The organism is Alkaliphilus metalliredigens QYMF, from assembly GCF_000016985.1.
Classification (GTDB): domain Bacteria; phylum Bacillota; class Clostridia; order Peptostreptococcales; family Natronincolaceae; genus Alkaliphilus_A; species Alkaliphilus_A metalliredigens.
On sequence record NC_009633.1, the window covers coordinates 429,500 to 445,902 of the forward strand.

Annotated in this window: 27 protein-coding genes; all 27 read left to right on the plus strand. The window is 37.3% G+C overall.

Features of this window, described 5'->3' with window-relative positions:
• Positions 1–87: 87 nt before the first annotated feature.
• Positions 88–399 (plus strand): hypothetical protein, encoded by a 312-nt coding sequence (locus AMET_RS02025; RefSeq protein WP_011971536.1) that lies wholly within the window; start codon positions 88–90, stop codon positions 397–399.
• 43 nt (positions 400–442) lie between these two features.
• On the plus strand, positions 443–781 hold the full coding sequence (locus tag AMET_RS02030; protein ID WP_011971537.1) for a hypothetical protein: 339 nt from the start codon (positions 443–445) through the stop codon (positions 779–781).
• A 30-nt stretch (positions 782–811) separates the two neighbouring features.
• Complete coding sequence (locus tag AMET_RS02035) at positions 812–1,033, plus strand: hypothetical protein (protein WP_011971538.1); 222 nt, start codon at positions 812–814, stop codon at positions 1,031–1,033.
• Between the two features lie 169 nt (positions 1,034–1,202).
• Positions 1,203–1,421 (plus strand): hypothetical protein, encoded by a 219-nt coding sequence (locus AMET_RS02040; protein WP_041720243.1) that lies wholly within the window; start codon positions 1,203–1,205, stop codon positions 1,419–1,421.
• A gap of 18 nt (positions 1,422–1,439) precedes the next feature.
• Positions 1,440–1,619: a hypothetical protein gene (locus tag AMET_RS02045; protein WP_011971541.1), complete on the plus strand. Its 180-nt coding sequence runs from the start codon at positions 1,440–1,442 to the stop codon at positions 1,617–1,619.
• Positions 1,620–1,670: 51 nt separating this feature from the next.
• Positions 1,671–2,138, plus strand: a complete 468-nt coding sequence (locus tag AMET_RS02050; RefSeq protein WP_198135371.1) for a 3D domain-containing protein — start codon at positions 1,671–1,673, stop codon at positions 2,136–2,138.
• Positions 2,139–2,152: 14 nt separating this feature from the next.
• Entirely contained in the window at positions 2,153–2,878 is a 726-nt protein-coding gene (locus AMET_RS02055) for a phosphodiester glycosidase family protein (RefSeq protein WP_041720244.1), read from the plus strand.
• A gap of 23 nt (positions 2,879–2,901) precedes the next feature.
• Entirely contained in the window at positions 2,902–3,675 is a 774-nt protein-coding gene (locus tag AMET_RS02060) for an N-acetylmuramoyl-L-alanine amidase family protein (protein ID WP_083760799.1), read from the plus strand.
• Between the two features lie 53 nt (positions 3,676–3,728).
• Positions 3,729–4,043: a Mor transcription activator family protein gene (locus tag AMET_RS02065; RefSeq protein WP_011971545.1), complete on the plus strand. Its 315-nt coding sequence runs from the start codon at positions 3,729–3,731 to the stop codon at positions 4,041–4,043.
• Positions 4,044–4,153: 110 nt separating this feature from the next.
• The gene (locus AMET_RS02070) at positions 4,154–4,693 is read left to right on the plus strand and encodes a hypothetical protein (protein WP_011971546.1); all 540 of its coding nucleotides are present in this window, start codon (positions 4,154–4,156) and stop codon (positions 4,691–4,693) included.
• 1 nt (position 4,694) lies between these two features.
• Positions 4,695–4,988: a hypothetical protein gene (locus AMET_RS02075; protein ID WP_011971547.1), complete on the plus strand. Its 294-nt coding sequence runs from the start codon at positions 4,695–4,697 to the stop codon at positions 4,986–4,988.
• A 1-nt stretch (position 4,989) separates the two neighbouring features.
• Positions 4,990–5,283, plus strand: coding sequence for a hypothetical protein (locus AMET_RS02080; RefSeq protein ID WP_011971548.1), 294 nt, complete (start codon positions 4,990–4,992; stop codon positions 5,281–5,283).
• Entirely contained in the window at positions 5,283–5,849 is a 567-nt protein-coding gene (locus AMET_RS02085; protein ID WP_011971549.1) for a DUF3486 family protein, read from the plus strand. The genes AMET_RS02080 and AMET_RS02085 overlap by 1 nt, the downstream gene beginning before the upstream one ends.
• Positions 5,845–6,351 carry an antiterminator LoaP gene (gene loaP / locus AMET_RS02090; RefSeq protein ID WP_041720246.1) on the plus strand — a complete coding sequence of 169 codons (507 nt, stop codon included), beginning with the start codon at positions 5,845–5,847 and terminating at the stop codon, positions 6,349–6,351. Before AMET_RS02085 ends, loaP begins: the two co-directional genes overlap by 5 nt.
• Before the next feature lie 256 nt (positions 6,352–6,607).
• Entirely contained in the window at positions 6,608–8,065 is a 1,458-nt protein-coding gene (gene terL, locus AMET_RS02095; protein ID WP_011971551.1) for a phage terminase large subunit, read from the plus strand.
• A gap of 17 nt (positions 8,066–8,082) precedes the next feature.
• Positions 8,083–9,432: a DUF1073 domain-containing protein gene (locus tag AMET_RS02100; protein ID WP_011971552.1), complete on the plus strand. Its 1,350-nt coding sequence runs from the start codon at positions 8,083–8,085 to the stop codon at positions 9,430–9,432.
• Positions 9,425–10,207, plus strand: coding sequence for a phage head morphogenesis protein (locus AMET_RS02105; RefSeq protein ID WP_011971553.1), 783 nt, complete (start codon positions 9,425–9,427; stop codon positions 10,205–10,207). Before AMET_RS02100 ends, AMET_RS02105 begins: the two co-directional genes overlap by 8 nt.
• A gap of 13 nt (positions 10,208–10,220) precedes the next feature.
• On the plus strand, positions 10,221–11,324 hold the full coding sequence (locus tag AMET_RS02110; RefSeq protein ID WP_011971554.1) for a DUF2213 domain-containing protein: 1,104 nt from the start codon (positions 10,221–10,223) through the stop codon (positions 11,322–11,324).
• Positions 11,325–11,339: 15 nt separating this feature from the next.
• A complete protein-coding gene (locus AMET_RS24075; RefSeq protein WP_011971555.1) occupies positions 11,340–11,840 on the plus strand; it encodes a structural cement protein Gp24 in 501 nt (166 codons plus the stop codon).
• A 22-nt stretch (positions 11,841–11,862) separates the two neighbouring features.
• Positions 11,863–12,777: a DUF2184 domain-containing protein gene (locus AMET_RS02120; protein ID WP_011971556.1), complete on the plus strand. Its 915-nt coding sequence runs from the start codon at positions 11,863–11,865 to the stop codon at positions 12,775–12,777.
• Between the two features lie 15 nt (positions 12,778–12,792).
• A complete protein-coding gene (locus AMET_RS02125; protein WP_011971557.1) occupies positions 12,793–13,125 on the plus strand; it encodes a hypothetical protein in 333 nt (110 codons plus the stop codon).
• Between the two features lie 2 nt (positions 13,126–13,127).
• Positions 13,128–13,460 carry a DUF4054 domain-containing protein gene (locus AMET_RS02130; protein ID WP_011971558.1) on the plus strand — a complete coding sequence of 111 codons (333 nt, stop codon included), beginning with the start codon at positions 13,128–13,130 and terminating at the stop codon, positions 13,458–13,460.
• 6 nt (positions 13,461–13,466) lie between these two features.
• Positions 13,467–14,075: a hypothetical protein gene (locus AMET_RS02135; RefSeq protein WP_041720250.1), complete on the plus strand. Its 609-nt coding sequence runs from the start codon at positions 13,467–13,469 to the stop codon at positions 14,073–14,075.
• Positions 14,072–14,434 (plus strand): hypothetical protein, encoded by a 363-nt coding sequence (locus AMET_RS02140; RefSeq protein WP_011971560.1) that lies wholly within the window; start codon positions 14,072–14,074, stop codon positions 14,432–14,434. The genes AMET_RS02135 and AMET_RS02140 overlap by 4 nt, the downstream gene beginning before the upstream one ends.
• The gene (locus AMET_RS02145) at positions 14,431–14,937 is read left to right on the plus strand and encodes a phage neck terminator protein (protein WP_011971561.1); all 507 of its coding nucleotides are present in this window, start codon (positions 14,431–14,433) and stop codon (positions 14,935–14,937) included. The genes AMET_RS02140 and AMET_RS02145 overlap by 4 nt, the downstream gene beginning before the upstream one ends.
• Before the next feature lie 11 nt (positions 14,938–14,948).
• Positions 14,949–15,953 carry a DUF3383 family protein gene (locus tag AMET_RS02150; protein WP_011971562.1) on the plus strand — a complete coding sequence of 335 codons (1,005 nt, stop codon included), beginning with the start codon at positions 14,949–14,951 and terminating at the stop codon, positions 15,951–15,953.
• Positions 15,954–15,964: 11 nt separating this feature from the next.
• Entirely contained in the window at positions 15,965–16,369 is a 405-nt protein-coding gene (locus AMET_RS02155; protein ID WP_011971563.1) for a phage structural protein, read from the plus strand.
• Positions 16,370–16,403 lie beyond the last annotated feature (34 nt).

A 16,403-nucleotide genomic window follows, 5' to 3' on the forward strand; every position in this document is an offset into this window, starting at 1 on the left:
TGCATAGACTGTCCATATGCTACAGAAGATGGGGATTGCACGCATGAAGGTGGTTACTGCCTATAATTTAGAAGAGAAGACTTCTAATTGAAACGGAAAAGCAAAGAGGTGATGAAATTGGAGCTACTTGTAAAAGTTAAAAATCTGAAAGTAGGCGAAAAAATCACTATACAATTACAAAGTTGGATAGGTAGTGTAAGTGATGAAAAAGTAACTTATATGGGCGAAATAAGGCATCATGGCTATTACAAAAGAAAACAAGGAGGTTCTTGGGCGTTATCTCCTTGCGAAATTTATAATATTCCATGTTACAAAATACAAGTAAAGCCATATAAAAAGAGAACGATATTTGAATTAGCGTTAAATGGTGATATAAAAGAGATTGAATTAGGATGGTAAGTCGCATTTTTTTAGATTATGCGACATGAAAGGATGGATAAAAATGTATGAGTTAAAATGTAACAAATGTAATAACGAATGGAAAACACACACAATATCTGAAACAACTAGATTTTTATGCGTTTGTTCAAAATGTGGAAGCACAGACGTAGAACCATTTATTAAAATGAAATGTATTAAAGGTTTTTCATTGGAAATGAGCGATGACAATGGGTTTACAATAGAAAATGAATATACAGCTATAGAAGAAGGTACTATTTGGAATATCCAGAAAGATTCATTTAGAGTTGTTGGTGGAGAAATTAGACTAACTAATGATGAATTAGGGTGGTTAGAATTGTCGCAAGAAACACTTGAAGAAAATTTTGAAACTGTAAGTTAAGTCACATTGCAATAAAAAGGAGAAGCATACATGTCAGTCATAGTCGTTAAAAATAATATATTTAATGTGAATAAAATAGTAAATGTTCAAAGGCTACATATAACTGGCAGTAATCCATTTTATGAATTAGCTGTGAGTTGTATTGACAAGAAAATATATAGAGTGAGATATGAAATGCACGAGGAAGAACTACTAGAAGTTGATTTTGAAGATTTTAGATATAAACTTGATCAATTAACTTTATTTAGATAAATAGGCAAGTTATCAACAAGAAAGGATGAAAAGCATGACCAAAATAAAGGATGAATGTTTGTTTTGCAGTAAACGAATTTGTAACACAAGAATTGTTAGAACAGAAGAACCCCAATATGATGAAGTGGCTTGCTATCAACACATAGAATAGTTGGAAGGAGGCGAAAGTATGTTTTTGAAAAAGATAAGACCCTTAAAAGCAATACCTATAAACAGAGAAGATAATCAGTTAGATCCAGATAATCTCGGATTATTAATGAGTTTAGCTCACTGGAGGGATTATGAGTACAAATATGGTAGCTTTAAAAAGGCAAAGAATATACAAAAATCTATAAGAAATATAATGGCTACCAAAAATGCTTATAGAAAATCCAAAAGTGGACATTAACGAAAGGGGTCCCAAGTGATGAAACTTAAAGTTCTAGAAGAGATTGTGGACTTAACCAAAAGCATTATAAGAGATATTTCAGAACCCGATAAGGTATGCATATGTGCTAAAAGAATACAATTTTTAGCTGAAAAAGAAGCATTAGCAAAAGAAGATTATAAAAGGTATCTAGGAAGCGTCCTTGATCCTAGAGACTAACTACTAAATGCTATTTGTAAGAAAAGGGGGATATTGCTTTTAATGGTTATCATGGCTAGTACGAATACTACTGTAAAAGAACACCAGAAACAAAATGAAGAGCTATGGATGCAGATTGATAAGCTGAATTTGGAAAAAGATTTATTGAATAAAAACATAATTAACGAAAAAGAGCTCATCAAAGAACTTCAGGAACAAATAGAGAGATTAGAAGTAATTAGAGCTAAAGTAACGGCCTACAGCCCTAGTGATGATCGAAATGGAATAAATGCAGATGCTAATCCCAGCATAACATCAACAGGAAAAACACCAGGTAAAATATATGCAGCAGCAGATCCCAAGCGCCTCCCTTATGGCACTAAGATATACATACCTAACTTTGGAGAAGTAGAGATTCAAGATACTGGGGGAGCTTTAAGAAATGATAAGAAAAATGTAAGGATAGACATATTCAAGGAGACTTATGAGGGTGCAATTGCATGGGGAATACAGGATTTAGATATTAGATTAGTATACTAAGGGGGATAAGTAAATTGAAATTACAAATAATGAAGTACACAATGAGAAGGTACGATACTACTATTCATGTACTCGAAGTACCAAAACAAGGTGTTGTCATAATGCCTTGCTTGGGAGATAGAACAAAGCGACAACCGGTGCAACAGATAAGACATTCGTATTTTGAAGCTAACGGATACAAGAGAATCGGTGCAGTTAACGGTGGATTCTTTGATGGAAATAGAACGCTTCCTTACGGAATGTTCTACGTAGACTCTGGATTCCTGCTTTCTGAAAGCTGGGCAGGGGACGCATTTTTAGAGCTAGTTCACGAGAACGGTAAATTACACATTGATGATATTACAGCCAATCAACTGAAAACTAAGTATAAAAAAGCAAATTGGGCAATATCATTGTCATACAGCTTGGTAGTCGGTGGGAAAATGAACATTATGAAAGGTGACAAGTTTCCCTTTACAAACCAATCACATCCCCGGACATTGATAGGTGACAATCAGGAAAATTATATATTCGTTGTAACAGAAGGTAGAATGACTAAAGAAAAAGGATTGACTGCTGTAGAGAGCGCAAGGGTAATGTTAGAACTCGGATGTAATACAGCTATTAATGCGGATGGCGGTGGAAGCTCCGCCATGGATGTAGAAGGCAAGATTCAAAACAAGTACTATGACAACAGAGCTGTAGCGGATGGCATCTTGATCTATACAAAGGAGCCATATGAAATTACGGGAAAAAAGTAGATAGCCCTCCATCTAACAAGTACATAGCATTAGATGCAGGGCATGGCGTAGACACATACCCACCGAATAAGGGCGTCCCTGGACTGCCAGAGTTTGCTTTCAATAGCGCAGTAGTAGGGATGGCGAAGGAATTAGCAGAACACAACGGCTTTAAAGTTGTATTAGTACAACCATTGAACGGGAAAGAGGTTCCCCTCTCACACCGAGTCGAAACGGCGAACGCTGAAAAAGTAGATTTATATCTATCCACTCACGCGGATGCAAGCGGTAACGCTGGAGTTAGAGGACATTGGTCCTTTTACTGGGGCACATCTGCAAACTCTAAAAAATTCGCTGAGATATGGAAAAAAAATGCAAAAGAGCTTCTAGAGAATCCATCGAGAGGCATAATAGGTAGTCAATTAAATCACTGGACAAATTTCTATGTTTTACGAGCGACAAATATGCCAGCAAACTTGTCTGAAAATGGGTTCATGACAAACCCACTTGACAAAGAATTACTCCTTTCAAGTGCCTTCCGAAAGAATGCAGCACGGGCACAAATCAAAACGGCATGTGAGTTCTTTGGGCTACCTTTCAAAGATTTACACCAGGAGAAAAAAGAAGAACAAACTCTTGAAGATAGGCATGAAGTTATTACTGAGTCCCTGAATGTTAGAAATGATGTAATGGGAACAATCATAGGTAAATTTAAAGCAGGGTATAAGGTTGACAAGTTGTTTGATTTTGATGGTACCTGGTGGGTAGTGAGACGTGGAGAGTTGATTGGATTTGTTAATTCCAACTTCCTCAAATAAAAAAATGTGTTGATATTTTAAGCCAACTTAATTATGATAAAGGTGGTGAGGTCATGGAAAATTGGTTAGAAAAGATTACGATAGATGATTTGGATGAACCTTATTATACGATAGCAACCAAAATAGGATTCGAAGCTACATTAGAGTTAGCTAAGATGGTTCAAGGAAGTCAAATATATTTCCCTACGATTGTGAAGTCCTGTGACCCCAAGAGAAAAGAGCTCATAAAAGAAGAATTTAATGGATATAATTATCGTGAGTTAGCTGCAAAGTACGGCTTTACTGAGAGATGGGTAAGGGAAATATGTTCGGAGTTGGTTAAAAAAGAAAGAAACAAACCGCATCACAGTCAACTGTCACTGTTCTGAATTCTTTGTTGAAGCCTTCAAAAGTAAATACTAGAAAATAAATGTAAAATCGTAGTGTGATAAAAAATCATACTACGATTTTTTTATATTCAAAAAAAGGAGGGCGAATAATGAGCGCAATTCAAACAGCACTAAGGGAAATTCTTGTCAGCGTGGCAATTGGACTAATCGGGTTAGCAGGGGCATATGTAACATATTTTCTTAACAAAGCATCAAAGAAAATGCAGCTAGAAACAGAAAAGATTCAAGAGGAAAGTAAAAGAGAAGTATTACAGATGGCACTATGGCGTCTGGAAGATGTGGCAGAGAAAACCGTAACCAAAATTGAGGAAAAAACTGCAAAAGTACTTAGAGCAGCAGTAAAGTCTGGAAAGAAAGATAAGACTGAGCTTAGCGATTTAGCAATGCAAGCCTACAGTGAAATTCTGACGACTTTAGAACCAGAGTACAAACAAGCAATTGAAGCAAGTTTAGGAGATGCACAAACCTATATCATGAACACAATTGAGGAAAAGGTAAAGAAAGTTAAAGCTACTAAAACTAATACGATTTTTCCTGAGGTGAAACTTAAAGCAAATGACATTGAGAACATAACAGCTAAAATACAAAAAGCTTTGAGTAATACTGAACGGCTGGGAACGAGGACATAGTATGGAACTTAATCTAAGCTGGGTCATACAAACTATAATAATGCTAGGACTAGGTACAATTGCATATTTCCTCAAAGAATTCAAAAAGAGCATTGATAAAAACATAAGTGAAACTAACTGGAAGACGAACAAAAACCAAGAAGATATTAAGGAATTGAAAGAAGAATTCAATGAACACAAAGTAAGAATTGCCAAGGAATATGTACATAAAGATGATTTCATCAGGGCTATGTCTAACGTTGACAAGAAACTAGACAAAATACACGACGTGTTAGTTGTCAAAAGGAGTGTATGACGTGGAAGCACAAGTAATGAAAAATAAAATGTTAAGAGGTCAAGTTCTTAGGACACTAGCTCTTTTCTACCCCGATTCCGTCAGTGTGAATGGCATACGAAGCGCTCTCATTTCGAGAGGTGTTACATTTTCAGCAGACATGACAAAGATTCTACACTATTTAGAGGATAAGGAGTACATCACTGTTACGGCTATAAAGCTCTCTGAAATTAAAGATGATGATCAGGTGGAGTTGACGGCCAAGGGAGTTGATTTGATTGAAGAGACCATCGATGATCCTGGAGTTGAGCTGTAATGACTAAAGAAAGACAAAGAAACAGAATCAAGTCAAGGGTAGATGAATTACCAGAAGAGATAAGACAGTTATTAGACGATAGACTAGCTGATGTTAACTTTACTTATCATGAAATTGCGGATGAAATAACTGAATTAGGATATGAAATATCAAAATCCAGTGTTGGAAGATATGCATTGCGTCAAAATGCAGTTGTGCAAAGAATGAAGGAAGTAGCTGAACAAACAAGGATTATTGTAGATGCAGCTAAAAAGAACAACAATTTTGATGCCATTGGAGCAACAACTTCAATGTTGACTATTGGCCTAGCACAAAAGATTGCTACAGCTCAAGAAGAAATAGAAAACATGCCAATTGAAAAAGCAGCAAGAATTGTTGTCGCATTAGAACGAAGTGCAGTGTATAAAGAGAAGTTTAAGCTACAGTACAGCAAAGGCATCAAAGATGCCATCACCGCTATCAAGATGGAACTACGGATAGAATTGGAGAATGATCCAGAGCTACTGATGAAACTATCTGAGAAAGTAGATTCCATATCCAAAAAGATGGAGGCGAAGAACAATTAAAAAATGGTATGTAGTGCATGTAAAAAGCAATGAAGAAATGAAAGCAAAGAAGCTTGTGGAGAAAGAAATCGAAGATATCAAAGTGATCGTTCCACAAAGAATAATTCCTGAAAAAAGGCAAGGAGAGACCAGGCATGTTAAAAAGATATTGTTTACAGGCTATCTTTTTTTAAACGTAGAACTAGATGTAGATACATATTACAAATTGAAAAGGATACCAAGTATCCATAGGTTTTTAGGCCTTGAAAAGCCTGAGGCCATCCCCTTAGAAGAAATGCAAAGAGTATTGAGATTGTGCAATCAAGGAGAGCTCATAGGGTTATCCAAGGTAATTGTAAAAGAAGGGAATAAAGTACAGGTTGTGTCAGGACCTCTACTGGGCATGGAAGGGCATATCATTAAGGTTGATAAAAGAAAAGGCAGGGCTAAGGTTTGCTTATCTGTACTAGGTGATGCAAAGACTGTGGATTTAGGCATAGAGATCATAAAGGTATCGGAATAAAACGAGTACATGTTGCGGCTGTGCTTGAGCATTTCGAGAACATAGGACGGCTCAAAATTGGTAACAAGCTTATCTATAAAGGCTGGTTATCAAATGGCGAAGCATGTCCTTTTTAAATTTCAGCAAAAAATGCCTTAAAATCGATTCTAAGGAACTTAGCAGATTAAACAGACCTATCGTACCTCGTGAGGGGAGTAACTTTAAAATAACGCGAAGTAACGGGGAAGTAACGCGATATATAACGGGAGACTAGAATATGAATATCATTCACGAGTTGGTCCAAGGAAAACAGAATAGTGAAAGATCTAAAATTATAGCTGTAGGGCGACGTGATTTTAGAGAGTATTGCAACCGAATGAATCCTGAATTTTTTAGAGAGTCTAGGACGTTTCAGGATAAGGTATGCAAAACCATACAAGCTATTTATGAAAAAAAGCTCATAAATCCTAAGACCAACAAACCTTATAGCATACTTGTAATTAACCTCCCTCCTGGACACGGGAAAAGTTACACTGCTGGAATGTTTTCTACTTGGGCATTTGGAGACAGTGTCAGTAATCAGATTATATCGGTTTCGTATAATCAAACCCTCTCAATTAGATTTGCCAAGATGGTTAGAGAGCATATACAGGACCAAGAAATCGAAGGTGATGACAACTATTATGTAGTTAATAGTTTCTTTCCATCTGTGAAAATCAAAGACGGTGATGGAGCTATGAACCTTTGGAGTTTAGAAGGAGCATATATGAGTTACCTGGCTACATCCTTTGATGGATCAATTACCGGTATGCGTGGAAACATCGGAATCATTGATGATCCTATAAAAAATAAGTCGGAAGCTGTTAATGAAAGGGTCAAAGAAGCGCACTGGGATTGGTATAAAAACACATTCTTATCCAGGATGGTAGAAGGTGCCATACAAATCATCATCCAAACTAGATGGGCTACAGATGACTTAGCAGGAAGGGTGATAGCAAACTTCCCTGAAAAGACATATGTACTAGAGATGCCTGTACTAAATGAAAAAGATGAACCTTTATGTGATGAGATACTATCCTATGATGCCATCATGGACAAAAAAGGCGGTATCGATGAAGACATCTTTGAAGCAAATTATCTACAAAGGCCTATTGATAAAAAAGGCAGCTTGTACAAAGAGTTCAAAACCTATGATGTTGTGGATGACGAAGCATTTGAAGACATTATTGCGTATATTGATACCGCCGATGAAGGGCGCGACTATCTTTGTATGCCTATCGGTGGCGTAATTGGAAGACTTGGTTATGTGAAAGATATTTATTATACCGATGAAGCAATGGAAGTAACGGAGGAAGAAGTGGCAAGAAGACTTCATATTTATGGCGTTAAAAACGCCATATTTGAGTCCAATAATGGTGGCCGTGGCTTCGCCAGAAAAGTTGAAGATATTCTCAGGAAAAAGTATAAAAACAAGAAATGTAACATCAAATGGTTCTTTCAGAGCAAGAACAAGAAAACTCGAATACTGGTCAATAGTTCTAATGTTATAGAGCAAGTTATCATGCCAGAAGATTGGGCTAAAAAGTACAATGAGTACTATTTAGCTATGGCCAAGTATCAAAGAAAAGGCAAAAACGAGCATGATGATGGTCCAGACGCGATAACTGGATTTGTAGAAGTGATCAATGGCGAAGTCAAGGTAAAGGCAAATAGCATAGCTGATGGATACCGTTAAAAGTGGGAGGTGATTACTTGGGAAAAAGACAAGAGACAAAACAAAAGAAAAGTAATAGCGTAAGCAGCGGATACAAAAAAGACTTTTTCGAGTCATCAACCAGTAGTAAGGGAACAGCCAAAGACCCACTGAGCAGACAAAAGGGCATTACAAGGCACAGAATGAGTCAGTGGATGATATCCGACATCTATGCTGTAAACGGTATATTTCAAAATATAGTGAACATCCCAGCCGAGGATGCAACTAGAGAATGGATTTCTATTGCTGGCGTGGAAGATGCACTGGCACAACAGATCATGAATAAACTCTCCAACCTAGGTGCGCAATACAACTTCCAAGAGGCTCTAAAATTTGAAAGACTTAGGGGTGATGGTCTTATATCTATAGGTGCAAAGCAAACAGGGTTATTCAAGATTTCTGATCCAATAGAGATATCAAAGCTAACTGATATTGACTATATCCACGCTTTTAGTGGAGTCAAGTTAATAGACTATATAGAAAATGAAGATGTGTTCTCACCTGAATATGGAAGTACAGAACTTTTTGAAATTCAAGGAGCTGGAGATACAAAGCTAGTTCACAATGATAGAATTATTCATTTTGCAACAAGAAAAATTGAAGATGAAAAACGTGGCATACCTTTGATTGAAATTCTCTATGATTTGCTATTGATATTTGACAATGCAACATGGTCAACAGGTCAATTGATGTACTCGATGGTGCATAAAAGATTGAAAACCGATGGCGTAGATATGTCAGACAAGGAACTGAGACAGAACATACAAAATGAATTAGACTTTGAATTCAATACGTTAAGTCTTGCTGTGATAGGTAAAGAAGATGACCTAGATTATATATCCCCCTCGGTAAGCTTACCCCTGAAAGATATGTACGATTTTCTCTGGGAAATGTTATCTGCTGTGAGTCGAATGCCAAAATCACACATCATGGGTCAACCCCAAGGAACTGTGACAGGTGGGCAGTTTGATAGTCTGAATTACTATATGAGAATAGCAGGAATGCAAGAAGCACATGTAAGAGAGCCTTTGGAATACTTAATAGACCTATCACTTTTAGCGAGTAAAAGTGGAGTTGGGACAAAGTCGATTGAACCCGATAACGTGAAGTACAAAATGAAATTCAATCCCCTGTGGAAGTTAGACGCTGAGACTGATGCAAAGATTAGAAAGATGAATGCTGAGATAGATAACATTTATCTTACTCATAATGTTAGATCACCGGACGAAACCAGGAAAGAGCGCTTTAACGAAACCTCAATGATTGAAAAACTAGATATGAGTGAGGAAGAGCTACTTAAAATTGCAAGAGAAGTAAAAAAAGCAAAAGAGGCGATGGACCATGGCTAAAACACCTAAGTCTAGATTCCCTTCTGGTGCTGCATGGGATTATTTCAAGGAAGTCAGAGGGTTATTAATTAGTAGTCATGCTAATGTTATAGAGACCTTCGAAAAGAAGATATCTCATAATATAAGAAATGATGGTCTTAATGAACGTAATGATAACGCTATTCTGAAAATCAACCTGCTATTAGATACCTTGAGAACAGAAACACTAGAATACTATTTTGATGAAAATAAAATAGTAAAAATTGCAGATGCATTTACGAAGTCCGTTGGAAACAACATTGTTCAGCAATTTGCAAATCAATTTAGGTCAGTTTTAGGGGTAGATCCAATTGGTAGAGATAGTAAACTTTTAGATATTATCACAGCAGCCAACAAAGAAAATATTGCCTATATAAAATCTATACCTGAAAACTATCATAATAACGTTGAAACAGTCATACTTCAAGGTGTCCGTAGGGGTAGGTCGAACAAACAAATTGCCGATGGGCTCCAGGAGGCATATAAAACAAGCAGGACTAAAGCCAAGTTCATCGCACGAGATCAAACAGGTAGTCTAGTTGCAGATATTAATAAAGCAAAGTATGAGCAAAGTGGACTGAAAGGCTTTATTTGGAGTGATGTAGGTGATGGGAATGTAAGAGATAAGCACAAAATATTTAATGGTAAAAGGTTTTTGTGGTCAGAAGGAGCTGGTACAGAAGGCCTGCTTCCAGGTGAAGATTATGGATGCAGATGCACAGCTGAAGTAGATCCCGATGAATTACTTAATATATAAGGGGGGTGAAAAATTGTTAAAGCAAAGATATGACAGAGTTGAAGTCAATATGATGCAAGAAGATGGGAGAGGATTTTTAAACTATAGTCTTGCAGCAGTGAAGCCAGGAGTATACCCCTATATGGATTATGAATCTGGTCAAGTGATTTATGAACTTAAACATCCAGACGATTTGATTAAAGTAGTTGAACAACTAAACAACCTACCTATTACAGATGGACATCCTTATGAGTTGATATCTGCACATAATTCAAAAGAATTAGTTGCTGGTTGGACACATGAAAAGGCAGAGATGCAAGATGTGACTATGGTAAATAAAGCAACTGTGTTTGATGCTAAACTAATCGCCGATATTGTCACAGGTTTGAAAAAAGAATGTTCGCTAGGATTTGAGTGTAGAGTCATCGATGAAAGCGGCGTGTATGAAGGTCAAAAGTATGACAGAAGACAAACAGATTTTAAATTCAATCACTTGGCCATGGTCAAGAAAGGTCGTTGTGGTCCTGAGTGTTCAGCTAGAACTGATGAAAAAGAGAGCTTTGCAGTTCAGATCAGAACTGATGAAATTGAAAATTATAAAGAAAAGGAAGGGATGAAGGAAATGAAAATTAGACTTGACGGAGTGGAGTACGAAGTACCGGAAGTGGTAGCAACAAGAGTAACTGCATTGGAAACAAAGAGTGATGAGTTGACTAAGCAAGTAGGACAACTCGAAGGCAAGCTAGATGGAAAAGAGGACGAAATTAAGAAGCTTCAAGAGAAGAAAGATGAACTAGAAAAAAATCAATTATCAGAAATAAAGTTGGATCAAGCAATTGAAGCCAGATTGAAAGTAGTACAAGATGCGGCCATTATTTTAGATCCAGATTACGACTTTAAGGGCAAGAAGCCTAGAGAAATTAAAGTAGATTGCATCAAGGTTCTAGGCGATGAAAGCTTCACCGGAGAAGGGAAAAGTGAAGAGTACATTGATGCGCGATTTGATACAATTGTTGATTTTTACAAAAATACAGAACACTCTAGCACAGGCGCCAACAACTTAAAAATTAAGAATGATGCAGGTGCAGGGGATCTAGTAACAAGCATGAAAAGCAAAAGACTTCAAATGAAAAAATAGTGAGGAGGAAAAATAATGACTGTACAAAAATATCAACCAGCTGCTACAGGAGCAGGAAGAATCGCAGAAGCTAGTATGTCAGCAACAGCAAGAAGTATGGCAGCAGAAGGAAGTCCAATTAAGTATGGCAAAGCTGTTAAATTAGGAACAGATAAAGAGATTCAGGTGAAAGCCTGGGATGGTGCAGCGTCTACAGATATATTTGCAGGGATTGCTCTAAATAGCGTTACAGGTGATTTGGACAACGATCAATATTTACAAGGTAACCCTGTTTCTGTACTAAAAAAAGGTACTGTATGGGTTAAAGTATCTGCTGATTCTGCTGGTGTAACAGCTGGACAAAAGGCTGCTGTTTTAGAAGATGGAGATTTTACTGCTGCTCCCCTTAGTGTAGATACAAATGGTGTATATGGTGTCGAACTTGAAGGTAGTGAATACCTTACTAGTGCAGCTGCTGGTGAGTTAGTAATGTTAGCTATCAACCTACCAAGTACTACAAAAGTAGTCCAATTATAGAGAGAAGAATGGAGGAGAAAAGATGCGAGGAATGCATGTAAGACAAGATGGAATGTTGCTTAACCAAGATTTAGAAAGTATCGATAAAGTCGCTTATGAAGCAAAGGAAGAAGAATTAACGGCCAGAACCGTGGTTGGTTTAAAAACTGATGACCATGAAGGTGCTGAGACAATCAGTTATGACAAAATGACTAGAAGAGGGGCTGCAAAGATATTTGCCTATGGTGCATCGGATGATATTCCATTAGTGGATGCTGACGTTGAGCGACACACACAGAAAGTATATGGAGTAGTTGTAGGCTTCACGATTGGTATTCAAGAGAAAAGAGCTGCACAAATGGCAAATAGGACTATCGACATTACAAAGGCAATAGCGGCAAGAAGAGCTGTTGCAGAGAAGGAAAACCGCTTTTTCTATGTTGGATCAGAAGCGCATCAAGCTGAAGGACTATTGAACTTCACTGGCATCCAAACGATGCCTGTAGCCCTAAACGCTGGGGAAACATCTACAAAATGGAAAGATAAAACCAGTGAAGAGATTATTGAAGATATTCGTTTAGCTAGAAAGAAAGTTAATGCGCTTCCAGGACTAACAGTGGACACCTTATTATTGCCACCTAATCAGTATGAGGACTTAGATAAACCGGTGAACGCTGAAAACTACAACATGACAATTCGCAAATGGTTACAAGAACAAAAGTGGTTTACTAATATCATTAGAGTTGCAGACCTAGAAGGTGCAGGCGATTCTTCCACAGATTGTCTTGCTGTTTTCGATAGCAGCAAGGATGTCGTAGAAATGGCATTACCTCTTGATATCACAAGACACCCAGAAGTAATGTTAGCAAATATGTCATCTCAGATTAACCTTGAAGAGCGTACTGGTGGAGCTATTGTAAGATTCCCAATGGGGATTTGCAGAGCTGACGGAATATAAGGAGGGGGAACATTAATGGAAATTACAGTAATTAATAATAGTAAATTCATCAAGCATGTTGGAGAAGTGACATTAAATATTGGCGCCAACGAAGTAGAAAAAAAGGATTGGGATAAAGAGAGTAAACATCCTATCGTGAAAGATTGGCTAAAAGATAAAGTGGTTGAAGTGAAAGAAGGACTTATCGAAGACATTTCCGAGATCACTCCAGCTGGCAAGGCGATTGAGATTGTACAAACAACATTTTCGCAAGAAAAATTGCAAAAATGGTCTGAGCAAGAGGAAAGAAAGACTGTTTTAGAGGCTATTCAAAAACAGTTAAAAGAAGCCATCAAGAGTGGTGAGTAACAATGGAAACAACTGTAGAAAGGGTACGGGCAATAGCCTCTCATTTGGGAGGCTTGCCTGATTCTACTATTGAGATCTACATCGAAGATGCAAAGTTAGAAATGAACAGCATGGAATTCAAGGCATCCTTCAAAGAAAAAATCATGAGATATCTAACGGCGCATTATGCCACATTAGACAATCCAAAAATAAAATCAGAGAAGGTGGATGGCCTTGGGGCAATTGCTTTCTCTGATTCAACTTCTGGAAAAGAAGGTTTGAAATCTACTGAATATGGACAAGAGGTGCTAAGATTACTGAAAAAAAGCAATTTAAGCATGCTCGTTACTTCATAGGAGGGTATGTCATTGATAGTAAAAGATGAAAGTCGAGTACCTGAGCTATTAAGAGAATTAGATTATTTAGATTCACATGCTTTAAAAGCAGGAATTATGGGAGAAGAAGATTCTGAGCTGATAATGATTGCTGCAACCCATGAATTTGGAGCAACTATAAAGCCTAAAAATTCAAAGTATCTAGCTATACCTCTTCCTGCTGCTGGGGATACAAGACCAGCAGATCACGATGATCTATTTGTGCCCAGAGGAACAAAAATATTAGCTAAACCTAAAGGCCAGGGAGAAAAAGATTTTATCCCTATGTTTGTATTACTCAAGAGCGTTATGATTCCTGAAAGAAGTTATATACGCTCAACCTTCGATGAAAACAAGAACAAAATTAATGAAATGGGTCAAGATTTATTGATTAATGTTCTAGAGGGGAAACTCACAGGGGAACAGCTCTATAATAGACTGGGATTATATCTACAGACGTTAATTCAAAGAAAAATAAAAGAAACTAAAAGCCCAGCTAATAGTGCGTTAACAGTTGCCAACAAAGGGACAGATAATCCATTAATCCAAACTGGAAGGCTTCGAAATGCAGTCACTTATGAAGTGGTAAGCTTATGATGGATTTTACTAGAATAATTCAAAGATGGGAAAAACAAATTTCAGTTCAACAAAAGACAGGTCAATATATACGTGGCAAATGGACTGAAGGCATAAGCGAAGTAAGACATTTTAGAGGTACATTTTTACCTATGTCTGATAGGGAAATACGTTATAGCGAGGGTGGCAGTTATACTACACAGGATAAGAAGCTTTATGTAAAAGAAAAGCTGAAAGACATGCAAGGCAACGAGTTGTTACTTAAGAAAGGCGATATAATCATAGATTATGACGGTGAATATGAAATCGACAGAGAATTAGAGGCACCCGAGGTCGTGAATTATAAAAAGTATATGACTAAAAAGAAGGTGGTCAAATGAATGAGGAGACATTAGGAGATATTTTGGAGGAGTTAAAAGCATTCACAAATGTTACTAAAGCAATATTTGCGGATCAAAAAGGAGAAAAACCACAGTATCCATACATTACATTCAAAATCATCGCTGAGCCTGATGATCCTAGCGTGGGAATTTACAACTATGAAACAGTAGAAAGTGAAAATCCAAACTTTGATTCTGACATTGAAGTTCAGAAAATAGAAACTTCTGAGCCAAGCTTCTCTATAAATGTATTTGCTAAGACGGCGGAAGAAGCTAAAAGCGTTGCAATGAAAACTAAAGATTTTTTTAAGTTCCATGGGTGTGAATGGCTCAAACGAAAAAATATAGTCACAGTAAGCACATCTACTATAGAAAATAGAGATGCACTGATGATTATAGATTATGAAAGACGATATGGATTTGATGTAATTTTGAGATACACAAGAGAGTTAAAAAAGAAGATCGAAACAATTGAAACATATTCATTCAGTCGGATTGAATAGGAGGTAAGTAGATGAAGAAAGACTTTGTAGTTAATATAAGCAAGTTGACAGCTGCAATCAAACAAAGAGGCTTTGGATTAATTCTTGTTCTAGACACCTCGAAGGATCATCCATACACCCTGTATAATGACATACAAGGTGTGGCGGATGACTATGCTGTTACAGATGATGCCTACAAGATTGCAAGTAGGATATTTGGACAAAACCCAGCGCCTCAGCAAGTAGCTATATTTGGCAAAGAGTATGACAGTGAAATAGGTGAACCAGCTGATTTAGTCACAGCATTAAACGAGCTGGTAAATGTTAATAATGATTGGTTTGCATTAACCTGTACGGAGAATGCAAATGCCGAAGTTATTGCATTGAGTGGATGGATCGACACTCAAGAAAAAATGTATTTTACTACGACTCAGGACCTTAGTTTACCAGCACAAATCGAGTCTGAGCAAACAACAGTAATGTTCCATCACAGCCCTGAAGCTTATGTTGCAGAAGGTTTGGCAGCTTATATGCTTGTTAGAATGATAGGTGGAGTTACTGCAAAATTTAGAAGTATTTCAGGCGTATTGGCATCAGAAATAACGGCCACTGAATTAGCTCAATTGCACGATGACAACGGATTCTCCTACATTAGAAAAATGGGAGTGCTACAGACTACCGAAGGAAAAACAACATCAGGTGAGTACATTGATGTAGTCCTGGGCGCATTCTTCTTGCAATTTAAAATGGAAGAAGAAAGTGCTTTACTTGCTGTTAACACAGAAAAGATTGCTTATGATAATGTTGGCATTGCTTCATTGGTATCTGTAGCTGAAAAGGTATTAAAACTTGGAGTAACACAGGGTATCATTTTACGGGATGATGATGATAATGGAGTTTTTCAAATCAATTACGTTAAACGTGAAGACACTCCTACAAATGATATCGCAAATCGAGTTTATAATGGTGTATCTTGGAGTGCAGACCTTGCAGGGGCTATCCATGAGGGAACTATTAGCGGTGTATTAAAGTACTAGGAGGGATATAGATGGTAACAACTTATGATATGAATGGTGTTAATGTAATTGTTGGCGGTAGGTTCATCACGGGTTTTGCAGATGGTACTGCAATAACATCAGAGGCAAATGAAGATAAATTTTCTGTCCAAGTTGGGGTGAAGGGAGAAGTAACCTTCTCTGAAACAAACGATCCTACGGGTGCGATTGGAATTATTTTAAAGCAAACATCTCCATCAGTGCCATATCTCGATGGCTTGGCAAACAGAAAAGGTGAAAATGCTATTGTATCAGCTCAAATTGTAGACTTAACTGCAAATGGAGTGAATGCAGGTGGGAACCGATGTAGAGTGACAAGGACAAGCAAGAAAGAATTTTCTAATTCAGAGTCAAAACGAGAATATAGGATTTACGTAGCGGATTATTCTGCAAGATAGTGGTAAAATTCCCCTGACTTGTATATAATATAGG

Bases quoted from the DNA above. Each gene is read 5' to 3' on its own strand.
- AMET_RS02030 (WP_011971537.1), top strand. From the start codon at position 443: ATGTATGAGTTAAAATGTAACAAATGTAATAACGAATGGAAAACACAC.
- AMET_RS02035 (WP_011971538.1), top strand. From the start codon at position 812: ATGTCAGTCATAGTCGTTAAAAATAATATATTTAATGTGAATAAAATA.
- AMET_RS02040 (WP_041720243.1), top strand. From the start codon at position 1,203: ATGTTTTTGAAAAAGATAAGACCCTTAAAAGCAATACCTATAAACAGA.
- AMET_RS02045 (WP_011971541.1), top strand. From the start codon at position 1,440: ATGAAACTTAAAGTTCTAGAAGAGATTGTGGACTTAACCAAAAGCATT.
- AMET_RS02050 (WP_198135371.1), top strand. From the start codon at position 1,671: ATGGCTAGTACGAATACTACTGTAAAAGAACACCAGAAACAAAATGAA.
- AMET_RS02065 (WP_011971545.1), top strand. From the start codon at position 3,729: ATGGAAAATTGGTTAGAAAAGATTACGATAGATGATTTGGATGAACCT.
- AMET_RS02070 (WP_011971546.1), top strand. From the start codon at position 4,154: ATGAGCGCAATTCAAACAGCACTAAGGGAAATTCTTGTCAGCGTGGCA.
- AMET_RS02075 (WP_011971547.1), top strand. From the start codon at position 4,695: ATGGAACTTAATCTAAGCTGGGTCATACAAACTATAATAATGCTAGGA.
- AMET_RS02085 (WP_011971549.1), top strand. From the start codon at position 5,283: ATGACTAAAGAAAGACAAAGAAACAGAATCAAGTCAAGGGTAGATGAA.
- terL (WP_011971551.1), top strand. From the start codon at position 6,608: ATGAATATCATTCACGAGTTGGTCCAAGGAAAACAGAATAGTGAAAGA.
- AMET_RS02105 (WP_011971553.1), top strand. From the start codon at position 9,425: ATGGCTAAAACACCTAAGTCTAGATTCCCTTCTGGTGCTGCATGGGAT.
- AMET_RS24075 (WP_011971555.1), top strand. From the start codon at position 11,340: ATGACTGTACAAAAATATCAACCAGCTGCTACAGGAGCAGGAAGAATC.
- AMET_RS02120 (WP_011971556.1), top strand. From the start codon at position 11,863: ATGCGAGGAATGCATGTAAGACAAGATGGAATGTTGCTTAACCAAGAT.
- AMET_RS02125 (WP_011971557.1), top strand. From the start codon at position 12,793: ATGGAAATTACAGTAATTAATAATAGTAAATTCATCAAGCATGTTGGA.
- AMET_RS02130 (WP_011971558.1), top strand. From the start codon at position 13,128: ATGGAAACAACTGTAGAAAGGGTACGGGCAATAGCCTCTCATTTGGGA.
- AMET_RS02135 (WP_041720250.1), top strand. From the start codon at position 13,467: ATGTCATTGATAGTAAAAGATGAAAGTCGAGTACCTGAGCTATTAAGA.
- AMET_RS02140 (WP_011971560.1), top strand. From the start codon at position 14,072: ATGATGGATTTTACTAGAATAATTCAAAGATGGGAAAAACAAATTTCA.
- AMET_RS02145 (WP_011971561.1), top strand. From the start codon at position 14,431: ATGAATGAGGAGACATTAGGAGATATTTTGGAGGAGTTAAAAGCATTC.
- AMET_RS02150 (WP_011971562.1), top strand. From the start codon at position 14,949: ATGAAGAAAGACTTTGTAGTTAATATAAGCAAGTTGACAGCTGCAATC.
- AMET_RS02155 (WP_011971563.1), top strand. From the start codon at position 15,965: ATGGTAACAACTTATGATATGAATGGTGTTAATGTAATTGTTGGCGGT.